The sequence below is a fragment of the Thermocatellispora tengchongensis genome (genome assembly GCF_014202315.1).
GTDB classification, from domain to species: Bacteria; Actinomycetota; Actinomycetes; order Streptosporangiales; family Streptosporangiaceae; genus Thermocatellispora; species Thermocatellispora tengchongensis.
Genome location: NZ_JACHGN010000001.1, coordinates 151,943 through 170,842 on the forward strand (window position 1 = coordinate 151,943; position 18,900 = coordinate 170,842).

General features: G+C 71.3%; 17 protein-coding genes. 7 read left to right on the forward strand and 10 right to left on the reverse strand.

The genetic code is table 11. The features are described from left to right. Positions 1-55: 55 nt before the first annotated feature. A complete protein-coding gene (locus HNP84_RS00705) occupies positions 56-598 on the reverse strand; it encodes a single-stranded DNA-binding protein (protein WP_185047346.1) in 543 nt (180 codons plus the stop codon). A gap of 105 nt (positions 599-703) precedes the next feature. Continuing rightward, positions 704-994 (reverse strand): 30S ribosomal protein S6, encoded by a 291-nt coding sequence (gene rpsF, locus HNP84_RS00710; protein WP_185047347.1) that lies wholly within the window; start codon positions 992-994, stop codon positions 704-706. Positions 995-1,288: 294 nt separating this feature from the next. Here rpsF and HNP84_RS00715 point away from each other — a divergent pair, with 294 nt between their 5' ends. Beyond that, positions 1,289-1,600 (forward strand): hypothetical protein, encoded by a 312-nt coding sequence (locus tag HNP84_RS00715; protein ID WP_185047348.1) that lies wholly within the window; start codon positions 1,289-1,291, stop codon positions 1,598-1,600. A 128-nt stretch (positions 1,601-1,728) separates the two neighbouring features. Here HNP84_RS00715 and HNP84_RS00720 read toward each other — a convergent pair whose 3' ends face one another. After that, positions 1,729-1,908: a hypothetical protein gene (locus HNP84_RS00720; RefSeq protein ID WP_185047349.1), complete on the reverse strand. Its 180-nt coding sequence runs from the start codon at positions 1,906-1,908 to the stop codon at positions 1,729-1,731. Positions 1,909-2,028: 120 nt separating this feature from the next. On the opposite strand from HNP84_RS00720, the gene HNP84_RS00725 reads away from it, so the two are divergent. Beyond that, positions 2,029-2,787, forward strand: a complete 759-nt coding sequence (locus HNP84_RS00725; protein ID WP_185047350.1) for a deoxyribonuclease IV — start codon at positions 2,029-2,031, stop codon at positions 2,785-2,787. A gap of 582 nt (positions 2,788-3,369) precedes the next feature. Here HNP84_RS00725 and HNP84_RS00730 read toward each other — a convergent pair. The 4 genes from HNP84_RS00730 to HNP84_RS00745 all read right to left on the reverse strand — a co-directional run bounded on the left by HNP84_RS00730 (position 3,370) and on the right by HNP84_RS00745 (position 9,278). Continuing rightward, complete coding sequence (locus HNP84_RS00730) at positions 3,370-4,533, reverse strand: mannosyltransferase family protein (RefSeq protein ID WP_185047351.1); 1,164 nt, start codon at positions 4,531-4,533, stop codon at positions 3,370-3,372. Between the two features lie 16 nt (positions 4,534-4,549). After that, positions 4,550-5,896 (reverse strand): glycosyltransferase family 87 protein, encoded by a 1,347-nt coding sequence (locus HNP84_RS00735; RefSeq protein ID WP_246517695.1) that lies wholly within the window; start codon positions 5,894-5,896, stop codon positions 4,550-4,552. A 2-nt stretch (positions 5,897-5,898) separates the two neighbouring features. Further along, a complete protein-coding gene (locus HNP84_RS00740; protein WP_185047352.1) occupies positions 5,899-8,007 on the reverse strand; it encodes a transglycosylase domain-containing protein in 2,109 nt (702 codons plus the stop codon). 830 nt (positions 8,008-8,837) lie between these two features. Beyond that, positions 8,838-9,278: a DUF5318 family protein gene (locus HNP84_RS00745; RefSeq protein WP_312923286.1), complete on the reverse strand. Its 441-nt coding sequence runs from the start codon at positions 9,276-9,278 to the stop codon at positions 8,838-8,840. 131 nt (positions 9,279-9,409) lie between these two features. Between HNP84_RS00745 and HNP84_RS00750 the strand changes: the two genes are divergently transcribed. Together HNP84_RS00750 and HNP84_RS00755 are read left to right on the forward strand one after the other, a co-directional pair. Further along, positions 9,410-10,081 carry a PadR family transcriptional regulator gene (locus tag HNP84_RS00750; RefSeq protein WP_185047354.1) on the forward strand — a complete coding sequence of 224 codons (672 nt, stop codon included), beginning with the start codon at positions 9,410-9,412 and terminating at the stop codon, positions 10,079-10,081. A gap of 13 nt (positions 10,082-10,094) precedes the next feature. Further along, the gene (locus HNP84_RS00755; RefSeq protein WP_185047355.1) at positions 10,095-11,174 is read left to right on the forward strand and encodes an inositol-3-phosphate synthase; all 1,080 of its coding nucleotides are present in this window, start codon (positions 10,095-10,097) and stop codon (positions 11,172-11,174) included. 51 nt (positions 11,175-11,225) lie between these two features. Here HNP84_RS00755 and idi read toward each other — a convergent pair whose 3' ends face one another. Next, positions 11,226-11,810, reverse strand: coding sequence for an isopentenyl-diphosphate Delta-isomerase (gene idi, locus HNP84_RS00760; RefSeq protein ID WP_312923292.1), 585 nt, complete (start codon positions 11,808-11,810; stop codon positions 11,226-11,228). Between the two features lie 92 nt (positions 11,811-11,902). Between idi and HNP84_RS00765 the strand changes: the two genes are divergently transcribed. Next, the gene (locus HNP84_RS00765; protein WP_185047357.1) at positions 11,903-13,192 is read left to right on the forward strand and encodes an MFS transporter; all 1,290 of its coding nucleotides are present in this window, start codon (positions 11,903-11,905) and stop codon (positions 13,190-13,192) included. Here HNP84_RS00765 and HNP84_RS00770 read toward each other — a convergent pair. Next, positions 13,180-14,409, reverse strand: a complete 1,230-nt coding sequence (locus HNP84_RS00770) for an adenosylmethionine--8-amino-7-oxononanoate transaminase (protein ID WP_185047358.1) — start codon at positions 14,407-14,409, stop codon at positions 13,180-13,182. The two genes, HNP84_RS00765 and HNP84_RS00770, sit on opposite strands and share 13 nt — an antisense overlap. A 15-nt stretch (positions 14,410-14,424) precedes the next feature. Next, positions 14,425-15,822, reverse strand: coding sequence for a CCA tRNA nucleotidyltransferase (locus HNP84_RS00775; protein ID WP_185047831.1), 1,398 nt, complete (start codon positions 15,820-15,822; stop codon positions 14,425-14,427). A 215-nt stretch (positions 15,823-16,037) separates the two neighbouring features. Between HNP84_RS00775 and HNP84_RS00780 the strand changes: the two genes are divergently transcribed. Further along, on the forward strand, positions 16,038-16,607 hold the full coding sequence (locus tag HNP84_RS00780) for an aminoacyl-tRNA deacylase (RefSeq protein WP_185047359.1): 570 nt from the start codon (positions 16,038-16,040) through the stop codon (positions 16,605-16,607). Between the two features lie 39 nt (positions 16,608-16,646). Next, positions 16,647-18,899 carry a DUF6049 family protein gene (locus HNP84_RS00785; protein WP_185047360.1) on the forward strand — a complete coding sequence of 751 codons (2,253 nt, stop codon included), beginning with the start codon at positions 16,647-16,649 and terminating at the stop codon, positions 18,897-18,899. Position 18,900: the final 1 nt, after the last annotated feature.

Here is an 18,900-nt window from a genome sequence, read left to right on the forward strand (position 1 = left end):
CCGCCGTAGGGCGGGAATGGTCAGTTCGGATGGGTGGGCAATTCACAGGGGAGGGCTAGAAGGGCGGCTCGTCGCTGAAGTCGCCGCCGCCGTAACCACCGCCGCCGCCGCCACCGAAGCCGCCGCCGCCACCACCGCCGCCGCCGCCGCCGAAGCCGCCGCCGCTCGGCGGGGCCGGGGAGGCGGAGGCCCACGGGTCGTCGGCGGGACCGCCGCCGAACCCGCCGCCCTGACGGGTGGTGCGGTTGACCTTGGCCGTGGCGTTGCGCAGGGACGGGCCGACCTCGTCGACCTCGACCTCGTAGACCGTGCGCTTCTCGCCTTCCTTGGTCTCGTAGGACCGCTGGCGGAGACGGCCCTGCAGGATGACCCGCATGCCGCGCTGGAGGGTCTCGGCGACGTTCTCGGCCGCCTGACGCCAGACGTTGCAGGTCAGGAAGAGGGCTTCGCCGTCCTTCCACTCGTTGGTCTGCTTGTCGAGATACCGCGGAGTGGACGCGATGCGGAACCGGGCCACGGCCGTCCCCGTGGGGGTGAAGCGCAGCTCCGGGTCGTCAACGAGGTTGCCGACGATGGTGATCTGGGTGTCGCCTGCCATGGCTCCGGTGGCCTTCCTACAACGGATCGGCTATGGGTTACGGCCCACACTACGGCCGCCCCCCGACAATTTCCGCCCGGTCGCCGGAGCGACCGCACGGAAGCTTCAGTGCACGTCGGGACGCAGGACCTTGGTGCGCAGGATGCCCTCGTTGAGGTTCATCTGACGGTCGAGCTCCTTGACCGTGGCCGGCTCGGCGGTCAGGTCGATGACCGCGTAGATGCCCTCGGCCTTCTTCGCGATCTCGTACGACAGCCGGCGGCGGCCCCAGACATCGACCTTCTCGACCGTGCCGCCGTCGTTGCGCACGACGGCGAGGAACTGGTCGAGGGACGGCGCGACGGTACGCTCGTCGAGCGCCGGGTCGAGGATGACCATCATTTCGTATCGACGCATGCTGACTTCGGACCTCCTCTGGACTCTTGCGGTCACGACACCGTGCCGTGACAGGAGGGCGCTGGCGCGCTCGCCGGCCGCCTCACTGCGGCGGGGCGGCGGTGCGGGCGATGAAACGCCCAGCACATCACGCAGCCGGTCCAGGCTACCAGCACCGGGCCGGTGCGGCGGCCCGTTCACGGCCGGTCACCGCGGCGGTCCCCAAGCAAATGATTGGGTAGCCATCAGCCGGGGAACGTCCATGTCACTCGTTGTATGTCCTTGATGTCGTTAGGGTCCTTGGGGGTGGCGCCCATGCCACACATGTTCGGCCCCGTGGAGCACCGGCCGTTCCGGCTGACGCTGAACAGCGACGGACGCTCGCATCCCGTCGAGAACCTGCTCAGCATCGCCACGCTGGTGGTCGGCCTGCTGGCGTTCATCACGGGGTTCATCCCCGGCGCGCACGTCATCGCCTCCTGGGCGGGCGCGCTCGGCTTCGGCGGCGGCCTGTACTCGCAGTACATCTCGGCCACCACGCCGGAACGCGCGCTCAACGTCGTCGGCATCGTGGCGTCCTTCGTGGGCGTCGCGCTGGGCATCTACCACGGCGGCTTCATGCCCTGACCGCATTCCCCGGCCGGATGCCCCGACCGCGGACGGTACGCCCGCGGGTCCCGCCGGGCCCGCGGGCGCGCTCGCGATCGGCCCTCGCCCCCGGTGAGCCTTCGAGTGCGGTCAGCCTTCGCGTGCGGTCAGCCGCTGATGTGCAGGTCCACCCCCAGCAGGGGGAGGAACCACAGGAAGACCGCGAGCACGGCCTCGGCCAGGTCCTTCAGCAGGGCGGGGGTGATGTAGTCGTAGACCCAGGCGACATAGAGGCCGACCAGGAGATATATCAGGAGAACTAATCCAGAGATCCTGCGATATGTCACGTCAAGCTCCTCGCGCTCGCCCGCACGATCGGGGGGGTGTGCGGCGCGCCGCCCGACTTCCCGTACAGACGCTCTTGAAACGGAGCCGGCCGCTCACCTGGGTGGACTACTCTCAGGGGCATGCCGCGCATCGGAGCTCATGTCGACCAGGACGATCCCCGTGGCCACGCCGAGGCCGTGGGCGCCGACGTGGTGCAGTTCTTCCTCGGCGATCCGCAGAGCTACAAGGGCCCGGTGGTGCCCGAGAAGGCGGCCGACCTGGCGGGGTCGGGCATCGACGTCTACATCCACGCGCCGTACGTCATCAACGTCGCCTCCCCCAACAACCGGATCAGGATTCCCAGCCGCAAGCTGCTCACCCAGCACCTTGAGGCGGCGGCCGGGGTCGGGGCCAAGGGCCTGATCGTGCACGGCGGCCACGTCGGCAAGGACGACGACCCGCAGGCCGGCTTCGACAACTGGCGCAAGGTGTTCGAGCGGCTCGGCGAGCACGAGGTGCCGGTCCTGATCGAGAACACCGCGGGCGGCGGCAACGCGATGGCCCGCAAGCTGGAGCGCATCGCCCGGCTGTGGGACTCCCTCGACGGCTTCGACGTCGGCTTCTGCCTCGACACCTGCCACGCCCACGCGGGCGGCGAGGATCTGGTGGACCTCGTCGACCGGGTCAAGGCCATCACCGGCCGCATCGACCTGGTCCACTGCAACGACTCGCGCGACGCCTTCGACTCCGGGGCCGACCGCCACACCAACCTCGGCGCGGGACAGATCGACCCCGAGCTGATCCTGGCCGTATGCCGCGCCGCCGGCGCACCGATCGTGGTCGAGACCCCCGGCGCGGGTCAGGCCGACGACATCGCCTTCCTGCGCAAGCACCTGTAGCCCGCCGGGGCGGAGCAACCCGCCTGGGGCAGAGCAGCCCGCTCGGGGCGGGGCAGCCCCGGCCGGGCCCGTCCGTGCACCCCCTTGCGCCCCAACGCACCCTGCGAGGCCCCGTGCGACCCATGCACACCCGCGCGACATGTGCACCCCGTGCCCGTGCCCGTGCTCCCCTGGTGCCCCGGCGACCCCGTGCAACCTGTGCACCTCGTGACGCGCACCGTCTGCACCCCTGGCCCCGCACACCTCTTCCACCCCGCGGTCCTATGCACCCCGCACACCCCTTGCACCCCGCCGGTCCTGTGCACCCCGCGCGACCTTGCACCGCGCCGGTCCCGCGCACCCGCGCGACCTTGCACCCGCAGGTCCTGTGCACCCCGCGCGACCTGTGCACCCCGCGCGGCCTGTGCACCCCGCGCGGCCTGTGCACCCCGCGGGTCCTGTACACCCGTACGGCAGTGGCCCGGCCGTCTCGTTCACCTCGCGGTGGCGCCCGGCCCGCCTGTACACACCCTGTGGATAACTTTTCTGGATTACGGAGCAGGAAAAGCGGGTAGATCCTTCTATCCCGCCGCTACCCCCCGGCTACCCCGCCCAGGCGCCCTGGAGGAACGTCAGCGTGTTCAGGGCCATCAGCGGCGCCACGAGCAGCCCGTAGACCGCCAGTGTCCACGGCCGTACCTGCGCCATGACCCCGTCCTCCTCCGGGCGGGGCGTGCTCAGGCGGGCGATGGCCAGCCACAGCGGCCACCACAGCAGCGCCGAGCGCGGGATCGAGAGGTAGTACGCCGAGCAGATCAGCGCGCCCACCTGCAACCCGACGTAGACCAGCTCGCTCCACCTGCGCATCCACAGCAGCCACAGCACCAGGCCCACGCCGACCACGGCGCCCGCGATCTCCAGGCGGAACGCCCAGGCGAACTGCCCGTCGCCGGTGGCCGAGGCCCAGGTGGTCGCGAACGACTCCCACGGGGGCACCAGCCTGCGCCCCCAGCCGGCCTCCTGGGCGTGGTTCCAGGCCAGCCAGTCGCCCGTACGGCTGTACTGGTAGGCGGAGTAGGCGAGCAGCGGCACGAACGGCACGACCAGCCAGCCCCAGTGCGTACGCAGCCGGGCGCCGGGCTCCTCCTCCGCCTGCTCGCGCCGGCGGCCCGCGACGTACTCCACGATCAACGCGAACGCGAGGAACAGCCCGGTGATGCGCACGCACGACGCGCCCGCGCCGAGCAGCCCGGCCGCGAGCCAGTTGCCGCGCCGTGCGGCCAGCCACGCCGGGATGCCGAAGGCCAGGAACAGGGCCTCGCTGTAGCCCGCGAACAGGAACACCGCCGTCGGGCACAGCAGCAGCGCCAGCACGGCCCGCCACCCCGCGCCCGGCGGGCCCTCGAACTCCGCGAGCCTGGCCAGCGCGACCATGGCCACGGCCCCCGCGACCAGGGAGATGAACATCCCGCTCAGGGTCCAGTCGCGCACGATCAGGTGGACCGCCCGCAGCGCGAGGGGCATGCCGGGGAAGAAGGCGGGCAGGCCGGGGTCGGGCCGGGCCGCGGGGTCGCCGTCGTAGCCGTGCTCGGCGATGATGATGAGCAGGTGGGCGTCCCAGTGGCGCCAGCGTTCCAGCAGCGGGCGGACGTCGTCGCGGAACAGGGTGCCGGCCGCGACCACCGCCAGCGCGAGCACGCCCAGCCTGGACGCCACCCACAGAGCGAGCGCCTGGTAGGTCGTGGCCTCCTCGGCCTCGGTCCGCACGCGGGCCACGGCGCCGTCACGCGGTGGCGGGCAGGAGGCGGAAGCCGCGGAACCTGTCGGGCGCCCCGGCGAACACGCCGCCCGACGGGTCGTCCACGCCGTCCTGACGTACGAGGTCGTGCTCCGGACGCAGGATGTCGCGTACGACCAGGGCCATCATCAGCACGATGGTCAGCGCCCGCGCCCACACCGCGGTGAAGTAGGTGTCGGCGGTGATGCCCAGCGCCTCGTTGCCGGGCTGGAGCCCCACGAGGTAGAGCCAGATCGCGAAGAAGTACCAGATCTCGGCGGCCTGCCACAGCGCGTACGCCCTGCGGTTGGGCCGGGCCAGCACCGCGAACGGCACCAGCCACACCACGAACTGCGGCGACCACACCTTGTTGGTCAGCATGAACGACGCGAGCGCGAGGAAGCAGAGCTGCGCCAGCCGCGGCCGGGTGGGGGCCATCAGCGCGAGCACCGCGATGCCCAGGCACAGCAGGGCGAGCGAGGCGATGCCCAGGAAGCTGAGCCGGGCGGGGTCGCCCAGGAAGGGCCAGCCCTTCTGCTGGAAGAAGAACCACAGCGAGCCCCAGTCGGCGCCGCGCTCGCTGCTGAAGACGTAGAACCGGCTCCAGCCCTCGTAGGCGAAGATCATCACCGGCAGGTTGACGGCCAGCCATGCGACGGCGGCGGCGCCCATGGTCTCCAGGAACGGCCGCCATCTCGCGGTGCGCAGGGTGAGCAGGAACAGCGCGCCGATGAACATCAGCGGGTAGAACTTGGTGGCGATGGCCAGGCCGAGCAGTACGCCCGCGAGCCACTGCCGCTGCCGCGACCAGGCGTACAGCGCGCCCAGCGACAGCACCCCGGCCGCGAGGTCCCAGTTGACGTAGCCGGCCAGGATCACGCCGGGCGCCAGGGCGTACAGCGCGGCGTCCCAGCGGCGCTCCCTGCCCGCCAGCGCCGCCATCAGCACCACCCCGATCACCAGGCAGATGCCCAGGGTGATCACGGTCAGGTCGTAGAACCGCTCGGCCCTCGTCGTCAGGTCGGCGATCGGCGAGACCAGCCACGACATGAGCTGCATGAACCAGCCGAGCACCACGGGGTACTCGACGTGCTTGTCGAAGGGCACGTCGGCGAAGTACGGGAGCTGGCCCTCCGACAACCGCCGGTCGAAGTACAGCGGATAGATGTCGGTGTAGCAGAAGTGGGTGAACTGGCGAGTGCCGTCGTTCCAGGCCCCGCCGACGCGGCAGGGCCACTTCCACAGGTAGGCGAGCACCGCGCCCAGCGCGCCGACCAGCGCGAACGGCAGGTACGGCAGCGCGCGGGCGCGGGCCTCGGCCATCAGGTCGCCCGAGCCGGCCGGGCGCGTCATGTTCATCCGTCTTCCGGTTCGCGCCCGTACGAGTCGGCGTTCTGCGGGGTCGTGGAGGGGACGCCGCCGCCCCACGGCTGGTCCTCGCCGCCGCCGACGTCACAGGAGCCGTCCCAGGGCAGGCAGTCGCGGCTCTCGTCGGTCGGCTCCTCGTCGATGCCGCCGTCGTCGTCCACCGTGGGCGGCCAGGTGGCGGTGTCGTCCTCGGGGAAGGTCGGCTCGGTGTCCTCGGGCGTGGGCGTCGGAGTGGGCTTGGGCGCCAGGTTCTCCGGCGTGCCCACGTTGGCCCGCGGCGGGAACTGCTCGACCTTGGCGTTCTTCAGCGCCTCGGCCATGAACGCCCGCCACACCTTCGTCGGGTAGGAGGCGCCCTGGATGTTGCCGAGCGAGACCTCCTTGCCGTTGACCTCCTTGTACATGCCCACCGCGGTCGAGAGCTGCGGGGCGAAGCCGACGAACCAGGCTTCCTTGTTCTCGTTGTTGGTACCGGTCTTGCCCGCCACCGGCCGGTTGTACAGGGCGGCGCCGCGGCCGGTGCCGCTCTTGACCACCGCCTCCAGCGCGGCCACCGCGTCGGCGGCGGCCTCGGGCGAGATGACCTGCTTGTAGGTGCTCGGCTCCTTGAAGACCACCATCTTGTCCTTGTTGAGGACCTTGATGATGGTGTGGGTCTCGTAGTGCCGGCCCTGGTTGGCGAAGATCGAGTATCCAGCGGCCTGCTCGACCGGCGTCACCTGACTGGAGCCGATGCTGATCAGGTAGTGGTGCCGCGACTCGGCGTCCTCCAGCCGCTCCCGATCCAGCCCGGCGCCGGCCGCGATGTCGATGACGGCGTCCAGGCCGACCTTCTCCGCCATCTTGGCGTACGCGGTGTTGACCGACTGCGCGGTCGCGTTGATCACGTTCACCGAGGGGCCGACGTTGTGGTCGTTGGTGATCGGGGTCGTGCCCTCCAGCTTCACCGAGCCGCTGCCCGGCAGGTAGCTGTCCAGGCTGTAGCCCTGGTTCAGCCAGGCCGCCAGCACGTACGGCTTGAACGCCGAGGCCGCCTGCTTCTGCGACATGGTGGCTTCGTTCCACTGGTCGGTGGCGAAGTTCTTGCCGCCGTAGAAGGCGCGCAGCCGCCCGTTGCGCGGATCGACCGCGGCGAGCCCGGTGCGGATCTGCTTGGGCAGCCCGGCGGTGTTGTTGACCACGGCGTCCCTGGCGATCTTCATCAGCCGCTGGTTGAACGTGGAGTAGATCCTGTAACCGCCCTTCTCCACGTCCTCCTTGCTGATGCCGTGCTTCTCCATCTCCTCCAGGACCTCGGTGATCATGTAACCGTTGAGGCCCTTGTACACGTCGCGCTGCTTGTAGGCCACCCGCTTGGGCGCGGTCGGCGACTTCGTCGGCAGCGAGCCGTACTCCTCGGGGAACAGCTCCGCCATGCCGCCGATGACGTAGTCGTAGCGCTCCTCGGTCGGGGCCAGGTTGCCGGCGATCTCGGCGCGGTCGAAGCGGTCGGGGTTCTGGATGCGCCCGGCGAGGTACGCCGCCTGCTCCGGAGTGAGCTCCTTGACGCTCTTGTGGAAGAACTCCTGGGCGGCGGCGCCGATGCCGTGAGCGCCGCGGCCGAAGTAGATGGTGTTGAGGTACTGGGTGAGGATCTCTTCCTTCGTCAGCGTCTGGTCCAGCTTGATCGCGACGAAGATCTCCTTGACCTTACGGTTGATCGACACTTCCTGGCTGAGGCCGCCGTAGTAGTTGCGGGCCATCTGCTGGGTGATGGTCGAGGCGCCCTGCACCTGCTGGCCGCTGACGGTGCTCCACAGCGACCGGACCATGCCCCGGAAGTCGATGCCGTTGTCCTCGCGGAAGCTGCGGTTCTCGGCCGCGATCACCGCGTCCTGCACCTGCTTGGGGATCTGGTCGAAGGTGACCGGGATGCGCTTGACGCCGAGCTTGGCCAGCACCTTGCCGTCGTCGTAGTAGATGACGCTGCCCTGGTCGTCCACGTCGTCCTGGGTGTAGCTGGGCACCGGCGTGTTGGCGTACGCGACCGCGATCATGCCGAAGATGCCCGCGGAGAACACCACGAGCCCGGCCATGACGATCTTCCAGGTCGGCACGAACCGGCGCCAGCCCGTCCGGGCCGGCTTCTCGTCGCCCGAGCCGCCCTTGGCCCGGCGCCGCCTCCCGGGCCCGGACCCGCCGTCGTCGTCGCCAGGACCGCCAGGCCCGCCAGGACCGCCTGGCCCGCGCCCGCCGGGACCGCCGGGCCCCCCGGGGCCACCCGGACCGCCGGGGCCCATCGGGCTGCGCGCCGCCGCCCCCCGCGCGGCACGCCGGCCACCCGGCCTGGGCATGCCCTGCGTGGGCTGAAGCCGCGGGTCGCTCGCGCCGCCCGGCTCGCCGGGCCTGGGCATGCCCTGCGTCGCGTGGAGCCGCGGGTCGCTCGCGCCGCCCGCGGCGGCGGCCAGCATCGCCTGTGTGTCCTCGAACGCGGCCTCGGGCCTGCGCGCCCCCGGCGCGGGCTGCTGCGGCCCGCGCGCACCCTGCGGCTGCTGCGGCTGTGGTTGCGGCTGCTGCTGCGGATGGGGCCCGCGCGGCGGCGGGGCGGAGCGGCGTCCGGGCTCGCCGCGCCGCCCGGGGGGCGGCGTGGGCGAGGAGTTCCACTCACCCGTCTGTGGCGACGGGGAGCGCGACGGTGGCGGAGCGGGGACGGCCTGGGGTGCGCTACCCGGAGTCGAGCGACGGCGCCGCCCCGGGCGAGCCTGGCCGGCGGAACCCTCGCGCGGTGCGGGGCCGCCGGTCGGCTCGGGGCCATAGCTGCTGTAACTCACGCGTCCTCGTTCAGTCATCGGCGATGTGGAATTGGCGACGGCCGGCGGCGGCGGGGAGCCGCGACGCCACCTGGAATTCTCGGGCAAGATCCCGGCGATCACAGGGATTTCCCGAATCAGGTCTCCTGTGGGGGATCTCCGTTCCCGAGGACGAACGAGACCGTCAGGTGGTTCCAGCCACAACCTTGACAGACCTCTACCACGTAGACCCGGAATTCGCGGTATTCGCGCGCCATCTCGGCGAGGTCTGACGTGGCCTTTACCCTGCCCACCTGGCGACCGAGCTCGTCGCCGTAGACATAGGTCACGTTGGTGACGTTCCTTCGCTCGCACACCGGGCAGAGGCGTTCGGTCGGCTCGCCGTGGTAGCGCGCGGCGCGAAGGAGGTACGGATGCGCGTCACATACGTCGTCGTGAGAGCAGCGGCCGGTGCGCAGAGAGCGAACCGTCGCCCTCTTCGCGAGGCCGTAGTCCACGACCGATCGTTGTGACCACATACGCGCCAGAGTACGGCGTTTTGCCGATTCGCCCCAACCTCTTGGGGAACTCGTGAACATCGCCGCAGGCCAGGCGGCGTTGCGACGTTATGCCGCGGCGACGTATCCTCGGGATGTATCGGCTCGATACATCGATGCGAGACGTTGGAGTAGCCGGGCCGGAGACCGACGAGAGGGGAGGCGGGTTTCCAATGGCGTCAGGCGGACGGGGCAACGTCTTGGAGCTCGCCGTGCTCGGCTCACTGCACGAGACCCCGCTTCATGGCTACGAGCTGCGCAAACGGCTCAACGCCCTGCTCGGGATGTTCCGGGCCTTCTCCTACGGCTCGCTGTATCCCTGCCTGCGCTCGCTGCTGAACGACGGGCTCATCGTGGAGGAGCAGCCGCCGGCCGAGGGCGTCGCCCCCCTCACGGGCCGGCGCTCGAAGATCGTCTACAAGCTGACCGCCGAGGGCAAGGAGCGACTGCAGGAGCTTCTCACCCAGTCCGGCCCTTCGGCCTGGGAGGACGAGAGCTTCGGCGTCCACTTCGCCTTCTTCCGCCACACCGAGGCCGAGGTCCGGCTGCGCATCCTCGAAGGGCGGCGCAGCCGGCTGGAGGAGCGGCTGGAGGCCGTGCGCACGGCCCTCGCCCGCACCAGGGAGCGGCTCGACAGCTACACCCTTGAGCTCCAGCGCCACGGGCTGGAGTCGGTCGAGCGGGAGGTGCGCTGGCTCAACGAGCTGATCGCGACCGAACGGCGCGCCGAGGCGCGGGCCGTGAACGAAGGAACCACTGACACCACGACGGGGCGGCCCGAGGGCGAGGCCGAGACCCCCGGCGCGGACGACGGTCCCCACAGGGCCACGGATACGGATGAGTAAGGGAGCGAGTGCCATGGGTTCGGTGCGCGTAGCGATTGTCGGAGTCGGCAACTGCGCGGCGTCACTGGTGCAGGGGGTGCATTACTACAAGGACGCCGACCCGGGCACCCGGGTCCCGGGCCTGATGCACGTCCGCTTCGGCGACTACCACGTGGGCGACATCGAGTTCGTCGCGGCCTTCGACGTGGACGCCAAGAAGGTCGGGCGTGACCTGTCCGAGGCCATCGTCGCCTCGGAGAACAACACCATCAAGATCACCGATGTGCCGCCGCTGGGCGTGACCGTGCAGCGCGGGCACACCTACGACGGTCTCGGCGAGTACTACCGCGAGACGATCCAGGAGTCCGACTTCGAGCCCGTGGACGTCGTGCGGGTGCTGAAGGAGTCGCGCGCCGACGTACTGGTGTCCTACCTGCCGGTGGGCTCGGAGGAGGCCGACCGCTTCTACGCCCAGTGCGCGATCGACGCCAAGGTGGCCTTCGTCAACGCGCTGCCCGTCTTCATCGCCTCCGACCCCGAGTGGGCCGCGAAGTTCACCGAGGCGGGCGTGCCGATCGTGGGCGACGACATCAAGTCGCAGGTGGGCGCCACGATCACGCACCGCGTGCTGGCCAAGCTGTTCGAGGACCGCGGGGTCGAGCTGCTGCGCACGTACCAGCTCAACTTCGGCGGCAACATGGACTTCATGAACATGCTGGAGCGCAAGCGGCTCCAGTCCAAGAAGATCTCCAAGACCCAGTCGGTCACCTCGCAGATCCCGCACGAGATGGCCAAGGCCGACGTGCACATCGGCCCGTCGGACCACGTGCCGTGGCTCGACGACCGCAAGTGGGCCTACGTCCGCCTTGAGGGCCGCTCCTTCGGCGACACTCCGCTGAACCTGGAGTACAAGCTGGAGGTCTGGGACTCGCCGAACTCCGCCGGCATCATCATCGACGCCATCCGCGCCGCCAAGATCGCCCTCGACCGCGGCGTCGGCGGGCCCCTGGTGTCGCCCTCGTCCTACTTCATGAAGTCGCCGCCGGAGCAGTACTCCGACGACGACGCCCGCGACGCCGTGGAGAAGTTCATCCGCGGCGAAGTCACCCGCTGACGCGTGAAGAAGGCCCGGCTCCGGCCGGGCCTTCTTCGTGTGCTCCCCCGGTCACGAGCGGGCGGCGGGGGGGAGGTCGGCCGGGCTGGCGATGGGCCAGGCCAGCGGGTCGGGACCGAGCCGGGCCAGTTGCGGGACCTGCTCCCGGCACCAGGGCGAGATGTCCAGCTCGCCGCTCAGGACCCCCTCGGCGAACTCCTTCCACGGCATCCAGGTGACCTCGCCGACCTCGTCGGGGTTGGGGACGGCGTCGGCGGCGACGACCGCGCGGTAGACGGGGCACAGCTCGTGCTCGACCGTGCCGTTGTCCATCACGGCCCGGTAGGCGAAGCGGGGCAGGATCAGATCGACGCGCGCCACGCTCAGCCCCAGCTCGTACGACAGCCGCCGCGCCACCGCGCTCGTCAGCGGCTCGCTGGGCATCGGGTGGCCGCAGCAGCTGTTGGTCCAGGCGCCGGGCCAGGTGGTCTTGTGCGAGGCCCGGCGCGACAGCAGCACCCGGCCCTCGGCGTCGAACACATAACTGGAGAAGGCCAGGTGGAGCGGGGTCTCCGGGCCGTGCACCGACTTCTTGGGAGCGGTGCCGATCGCGTTTCCCTCGCCGTCGACCAGCACCACGAGTTCATCAGTCGTCACCCCAGGTAGCATAACTGATCATGATGGACCCGGGGGTGCTCTAAGGGTTCATCCGGATGCCCGGCCCGGGGCGGGGCCCGTAGTCTTACCGGGTGTCCTACCTCTCCGATCTGCGTGCGGTCCTCCAGGGCCGCGATTTCAGGCGGCTGTTCGCCACCCGCCTGGTCTCGCAGTTCTCCGACGGCATCTTCCAGTTCGGAGTCGCGGGCTACGCCTTCTTCAGCCCCGAGACCCAGACCAGCGCCGCGTCGGTGGCCGCCGGGCTCGCGGTGCTGCTGCTGCCCTACTCGGTGCTGGGGCCGTTCGCGGGGGTGTTCATCGACCGGTGGTCGCGGCGGCAGATCCTGCTCATCGCGCCGCTGATCCGGGGCGCGCTGCTGGTGGTCGCCGCCGCGCTGGTCGCCGTCCGCGCCCCCGACTTCTGGTTCTACGGGGTGGCGCTCGGCGTGCTGGGCGTGAACCGGTTCTTCCTGGCCGCGCTGGGGGCCTCGCTGCCGCACGTGGTGCCGGCCGACCGTCTGCTGATGGCCAACGCGGTCACGCCGACCTCCGGCACCGTGGTCACGTTCGTCGGGGCGGGCGCGGGCTTCCTGCTGCGCGGCGTCTTCGGCCCCGAGGCCGGCGGCACGGCGCTGCTGCTGGTGACCTCGGGCGTGGTGTTCGTGATGGCCGCGCTGATCGCCGCGACCATGGCGCGCTCGCTGCTCGGCCCGGCGTACGACCCCGACCGGCCGCAGGCCCGCGAGGCGGTGCGGAACGTGCTCACCGGCCTGGTGGACGGCCTGCGGCACATCGCGCACCACCGCAGGGCCGCCGCCGCGCTGGGCGCGATGTCCACCCACCGCTTCATGTACGGCATGTGCACCGCCATGCTGATCATGCTGTACCGCTACTACTTCACCGACGACGCCGAGGAGGCGCTGCGCGGCATCGCCCTGGTGCTCGGCACCTCCGGCGCGGGCTTCTTCGTGGCCGTGCTGGTCACTCCGTGGGCCACCCAGCGGTTCCGCATCGAGACCTGGGTGCCGATCATGCTGGTCACGGCCGGCGTCACCGGGGTCGCGCTGTGCGCGCCGTTCCAGGAGTGGGGCTTCCCCGTCGCGGGCTTCGTCCTCGGGGTCACCGGCCAGAGCGTGAAGATCTGCGCCGACACCTCGGTGCAGCGCGACGCCGACGACGCCTACCTCGGCCGGATCTTCTCGATCTACGACATGCTGTTCAACGGCATGTACGTCCTCGCGGCGGCGTTCGCGGCGGTCCTGCTGCCGATGAACGGCAAGTCCTACACCGTGGTGGCCATCATCGGCCTGGGCTACATCGCCGGGGCGCTCGCCTACCGGGCGGCCACCCCCTCGGCCCCCCGGGTGGCTCAGAGCGCCTGAGCGGCGGCCACCATCGCCCGTGTGATCAGGGCCAGGTCGTCCGCGCCGATCGGATACGGCGGCATGGTGTAGATCAGCCGCCCGAAGGGCCGCAGCCAGACCCCGTGCGCCATCACGGTGCGCTGAACCTCCGGCACATCGACCGGGGCCTCGGTCTCGATCACGCCGATCGCCCCCAGCACGCGTACGTCGCGCACCCCCGGCAGCCCGCGCGCGCCCGCCAGCCCCTCGCTCAGGCCCGCCTCGATGCCCTTGACCTCCTCGCGCCAGGGCCGCTCGGCCAGCAGCTCCAGCGACGCCCGCGCCACCGCCGTGGCCAGCGGGTTGGCCATGAACGTGGGCCCGTGCATCAGCACCCCGACGCCCTCGGCCACCCGCTCGGTGCACAGGGTCGCCGCCAGCGACAGGTAGCCGCCGGTCAGCGCCTTGCCCAGGCACATGATGTCGGGCCGCACCCCGGCGTGGTCGCAGCCGAACAGCTCCCCTGTGCGGCCGAACCCGGTGGCGATCTCGTCGGCGATCAGCAGGATGCCGTGCTCGTCGGCCAGCTCGCGCAGCCTGCGCAGGTAGCCCGGATGGTAGAACCGCATGCCGCCCGCGCCCTGCACCACCGGCTCCACGATGATCGCGGCCAGCTCGGCGGAGTGGCGGGCCACGGTGCTCTCCAGCTCGGCGAGGTACGCCTCGCTCAGGTGGGCGGGCGGCTCGCCCGCGAACACGTGCTCGGGCAGCACGGAGGCGAACATGTGGTGCATGCCGTTGACCGGGTCGCACACGGCCATCGCGCCGAACGTGTCGCCGTGGTAGCCGCCGCGCACCGTCATCAGCCGTGTGCGCCCGGACGCCCGGCCGTACTGCAGCGCCATCTTGATCGCGACCTCGACCGCCACCGACCCCGAGTCGGCGAAGAACACCTTGGGCAGCCCGGTCATCGCGGTCAGCGTGCGCGCCAGCTCCACCGCCGGGGCGTGGGTGAGCCCGCCGAACATGACGTGCGCCATGGCGCCGAGCTGGTCGCCGATCGCCCGGTCCAGCCGGGGGTGCCGGTAGCCGTGGATGGCCGACCACCATGACGACATGCCGTCCACCAGCTCGCGGCCGTCGGCGAGCGCGATCCGCACCCCGGACGCCCCGGTCACCACATGCTGCGGCACGGGCGCCGGCACCGGGGCGTACGGGTGCCAGACGTGCTCACGGTCGAAGGACGCGATCTCCATGGTCGAAGGCTACGCTCACAGCCCCTGCGACTCGGCCCAGGCGCGCAGGGCCTCCTCGGCGGCGTCCTTGCCGATCAGGCCCTTGTCCAGGCGCATGTCGAGCAGGAACTTGTACGCCTTGCCGACCACCGGCCCCGGCCCGATGCCCAGGATGCGCTGGATCTCGTTGCCGTCGAGCTCGGGGCGGATCTTGGCCAGCTCCTCCTCCTCGGCCAGCCGGGCGATCCGCTCCTCCAGGTGGTCGTAGGTGCGCGAGAGCGCCAGCGCCTTGCGCTTGTTGCGGGTGGTGCAGTCGGCCCGGGTCAGCTTGTGCAGTCGGTCCAGCAGGTGCCCGGCGTCGCGTACGTAGCGGCGTACGGCGCTGTCGGTCCACTCGCCGGTGCCGTAGCCGTGGAAGCGCAGGTGCAGCTCCACCAGCCGCGCCACGTCGGCCACGACGTCCTTGGGGAACTTCAGCTCACTGAGCCGCTTCTTGGCCATCTGCGCGCCCACCACCTCGTGGTGGTGGAAGGAGACCCGCCCGCCCGGCTCGTGCCTGCGCGTCTTGGGCTTGCCGATGTCGTGCAGCAGCGCCGCCCAGCGCAGCACCCGGTCGGGGCCGCTCTCCTCCAGCGCGATGGCCTGCTCCAGCACGATCAGCGTGTGCTCGTAGACGTCCTTGTGCCGGTGGTGCTCGTCGATCTCCAGGCGCAGCTTGGGCAGCTCCGGCAGCACGTGCGCGGCCAGCCCGGAATCGACCAGCAGGGTCAGGCCCCGGCGCGGGTGGGCGCCCTGGATCAGCTTGTCCAGCTCGGCCTGGATGCGCTCGGCCGAGACGATCTCGATCCGCTCGGCCATGCGCTTCACGGCCTCGAACGTCGGCGGGTCGATGCTGAACCCGAGCTGGGCGGCGAACCTGGCCGCGCGCAGCATGCGCAGCGGGTCGTCGTCGAAGGACCGCTCCGGCGGGCCGGGCGTGCGCAGCACCTTGGCCGCCAGATCGGCCAGGCCGCCGTACGGATCGACGAAGTCGGCGGGCTCGCGCGCGGGCAGCCGCACCGCCATCGCGTTGACCGCGAAGTCGCGCCGCGACAGGTCCTCGCCCAGGTCGTCGCCGTACGCCACCTCGGGCTTGCGCGACTTCGGGTCGTACGCCTCGCTCCGGTACGTCGTGATCTCCAGCAGGAGGCCGCCCTTGCGCACCCCCACCGTGCCGAAGTCGATCCCGATCGTCCAGACCGAGTCGGCCCAGTCGCGCACGATCTCCAGCACCCGCTCGGGCCTGGCGTCTGTGGTCAGGTCGAGGTCGTTTCCGGCGCGGCCGAGGAACACGTCGCGTACGGAGCCGCCGACGAGGGCCAGCTCGTGCCCCTTGGCGGCGAAGATCTCACCGAGTTCCCCGGCGATCGGGGAGATGCGGCGGAACAGGTCCATGAGCGGCACGGCCGGACGCGCCGGGGACTCCGGCGCGCTCCGGGTCAGATTCGATTCGGACAAGCTGGGTAGGTCCTTCGGGTACGGAGAATGTTCTCCCCGGCCATACCTGGTGTAACCCGTCGGATGTACACCGTCGGCGGTCACCGGGCCACGGTCGATCAGTAGTTCGGACAGACCGTCGGAGGTCGTGCGACGAGGCTAGGAGCGCGCATATGAAGGACGCCCTCGCGATCCATCGATGGCTCCTCGCACACCAAGTCCATCATGAGATCGTACGCCTTCCGCGGGCGCTGACGTCCGCCAGGGAGCTTCCGGACGTTCTCGGCGCCGATCCCGCCGACTGTCTGGAGGTCACGGTCTTCGAGGTGGACACGCGTGTCGGGCTCGAACCGGTCGCCGTGTTGTCCTCCGTCGCCGCGCCGCCGAGCCCCGGCATCGTGGGCGCGATTCTGGGCGCCCGCAAGGTGCGCCCCGCGCCCGCGTTCCTGGTCAACGCCGCCACCGAGTACGCCGACGGCCTGGTGTGCCCGCTGCTGCTCCCCGAGACGCTCGCCCTGCTCATCGACGAGCGGTTGTACGTCGGCCAGGAGGAACACGCCGGTCAAGGCGGCGCGAGGCTGTTCCGCACGCCCACCGGCGAGCGCCACACCGCGCTGTCCATCCGGGCCGCCGACCTGCTCTCCCTCGTCTCCGGCAAGCGGCTGGACCTCGCCCCCCGGCGGCCCCTGCCGGTTGCCGGCGTACCGCGTCAGGCGCACCCCCGGGCGGTGCGGAGGCCATAGCATTGCGGGCGTGCGCCGTACTCGAACCCGGGCCGGCACGTGATCCGCGAAGCCGCGCTGCTGACCGCCCTGACCGCCACGCTCCTCGCTCCCGCGGCGAGCGCGGCGGCGGCCACGGCTGCCACCGCGACCCCCGGCCCGGCCGCCACGGCGACCGCGAACGCCGAGCAGGGCAGGGGGGCCCGCCAGACCCCGCCGCTGGTCATCGAGTCGATCACGCCCGACGTGCCCCGCGAGCGCGCCACCGAGATCAAGATCTCCGGCACGTACGTCAACAACACCGGCGCGCCGCTGTACAACCTGCGGCTACGGCTGCGCAACTCCCCCACGCCGCTGGCGAGCCGGGCCGAGATGGCCGCCTACCAGGCCGGCCAGGGGCCGCCTGACCGCGCGTCGCTGTCGGCCTCCATGCAGATCCCCTCCCTCGCCGCGGGGGCGAAGCAGGAGTGGGAGTTCACCGTCTCCCCCGCCCAGATGGAGCAGTGGCGGTTCGGGGTCTACCCCCTGGCCGTCGAGGTGGTCGACTCCCTGGGCCGCTCGCTGGCGCTGCAGCGCACGTTCATGCCGTTCGCCCCCAAGGACCACAAGGTCGCGCGGAGCAAGCTGAGCGTGGTGCTGCCGCTGGTGGACGCCCGGCCGCGGCGCAGCGACGACCGCACCTTCCTCGACGACGACCTGCGCACCTCCCTGGCCTCCGGCGGGCGCCTGGCCGACCTGCTGAAGCTGGTCCAGAGCACCGCCTCGGCCAAGAACGTCACCTGGATGGTCGATCCGTCCCTGCTCGACGACGTCAACGCGATGACCGCGGCGTACACCGTGGGCACCGGCGCCGACGCGCAACGGCGTCCCGCCGAACCGGCCGCGGCGCCCTGGCTCGACGGGCTGCGCACCGCGCTCGCCAACACCTCGGTCTTCGCCGCGCCGTACGCCGACCCCGACGTCGCCGCGCTCGTCCACCAGGGCCTCGACACCGCCACCGGCACCGCCATCTCCGCCTCGGCCGAGGTCGCCAAGCAGATGCTCGGCCGCGACGTGCCCACCGACGTCGCCTGGCCGCCCGGCGGCCTGCTCGACTACGACGCGCTCGACGCGCTCGCGGGCGGCGGCGTGCGCAGGGTCCTGCTGTCGCAGGACAACCTGCCGCCCGACCCGTCGGTCACCACCACGCCCGACGCGGTCACCACCCTCGGCAGCGTCTACGGCGACGTCACCGCGGTGGTCGCCGACCCGGTGCTGAGCCAGGCCCTCGGCGCCGACGTGAGCACGCCCGGGGCCGCGACCCTGGCCAAGCAGCGGTTCGTGGCCGAGACCGCGATGATCGCCAACGAGGTCCCCGAGACCCCGCGCAACCTCCTGGTCACGCCCTACCGGCGCTGGCACCCCGACCCCGAGTTCGTCTCCGGCCTGCTGAAGACCGCCGCCGGACTGCCCTGGCTCAGCGGCCAGACCCCGGTCACCGGGCTGAAGCAGCCCAAGACCCCCACCCCGCGCGGCGACCTGACCTACACCGACCAGAACCGCCGCGACGAGCTGAGCAAGTCCTACCTCGCCACCGTGAAGAAGACCAGCACCCAGGCCGACCTCACCGCGCTGGTCACCAACGGCGACGAGCGGCAGGCGTTCAGCCGGGCCGTGCTGCGGCTGACCTCCTCCGGCTGGCGCGGCGGCACCGGCACCGCGCGCGCCGCCGTCGAGCGCATCGACTCCGCCATCGCCGACCGCATCGACGACGTGTCGGTCACCGGCACCGAGCAGCCGCGCACGCTCGCCGGCGCCGACGGCGTGGTGCCGATCAGCGTGCACAACTCACTGCGCGATTCGGTAACGATCCGGGTCGACGTCACCTCGTCCAACCCCAAGCTGCTGGAGATCAGGCCGTACGATCCGGTGGTGCTCGTCGGCGCCAACCAGAACCAGACCCTCCAGGTGCCGCTGACCGCGCACACGAGCGGCGAGACCAAGGTGACCGTGCAACTGCGCACCGAGCAGGGCCGGCGCTACGGCCCTCCGGTCGAGCTGACCGTGCGCACGACCGGCTACACCGGGATCGCGCTGGTGATCGTGGGCGGCGCCCTGTCGGTCATGCTGGCCGCGGTGGTGCTGCGGGTCCTGCGCCGCAGGTCCCGCCGGGCCGCGAAGGCCGCGAAGGCCGCGAAGGCCGCGAAGGCGGCGAAGGCGGCCCCGGCCGCCAAGGCGTCCGGCGAGCAGCGGCCCCCGGCCGGCGCCGAGGGCGAGAAGACGGGCACGACGCACGACCCCGCACAGCGGGTCGGCGGCGGAGACAACACATGAG

Excerpts from the sequence above, each read along its gene's own strand:
- HNP84_RS00735 (WP_246517695.1), bottom strand. The coding sequence starts at position 5,896 with ATGACGCGCCCGGCCGGCTCGGGCGACCTGATGGCCGAGGCCCGCGCC.
- HNP84_RS00705 (WP_185047346.1), bottom strand. The coding sequence starts at position 598 with ATGGCAGGCGACACCCAGATCACCATCGTCGGCAACCTCGTTGACGAC.
- HNP84_RS00745 (WP_312923286.1), bottom strand. The coding sequence starts at position 9,278 with ATGTTCACGAGTTCCCCAAGAGGTTGGGGCGAATCGGCAAAACGCCGT.
- HNP84_RS00755 (WP_185047355.1), top strand. The coding sequence starts at position 10,095 with ATGGGTTCGGTGCGCGTAGCGATTGTCGGAGTCGGCAACTGCGCGGCG.
- HNP84_RS00770 (WP_185047358.1), bottom strand. The coding sequence starts at position 14,409 with ATGGAGATCGCGTCCTTCGACCGTGAGCACGTCTGGCACCCGTACGCC.
- rpsF (WP_185047347.1), bottom strand. The coding sequence starts at position 994 with ATGCGTCGATACGAAATGATGGTCATCCTCGACCCGGCGCTCGACGAG.
- HNP84_RS00750 (WP_185047354.1), top strand. The coding sequence starts at position 9,410 with ATGGCGTCAGGCGGACGGGGCAACGTCTTGGAGCTCGCCGTGCTCGGC.
- HNP84_RS00775 (WP_185047831.1), bottom strand. The coding sequence starts at position 15,822 with ATGGACCTGTTCCGCCGCATCTCCCCGATCGCCGGGGAACTCGGTGAG.
- HNP84_RS00725 (WP_185047350.1), top strand. The coding sequence starts at position 2,029 with ATGCCGCGCATCGGAGCTCATGTCGACCAGGACGATCCCCGTGGCCAC.
- HNP84_RS00715 (WP_185047348.1), top strand. The coding sequence starts at position 1,289 with ATGCCACACATGTTCGGCCCCGTGGAGCACCGGCCGTTCCGGCTGACG.
- HNP84_RS00780 (WP_185047359.1), top strand. The coding sequence starts at position 16,038 with ATGAAGGACGCCCTCGCGATCCATCGATGGCTCCTCGCACACCAAGTC.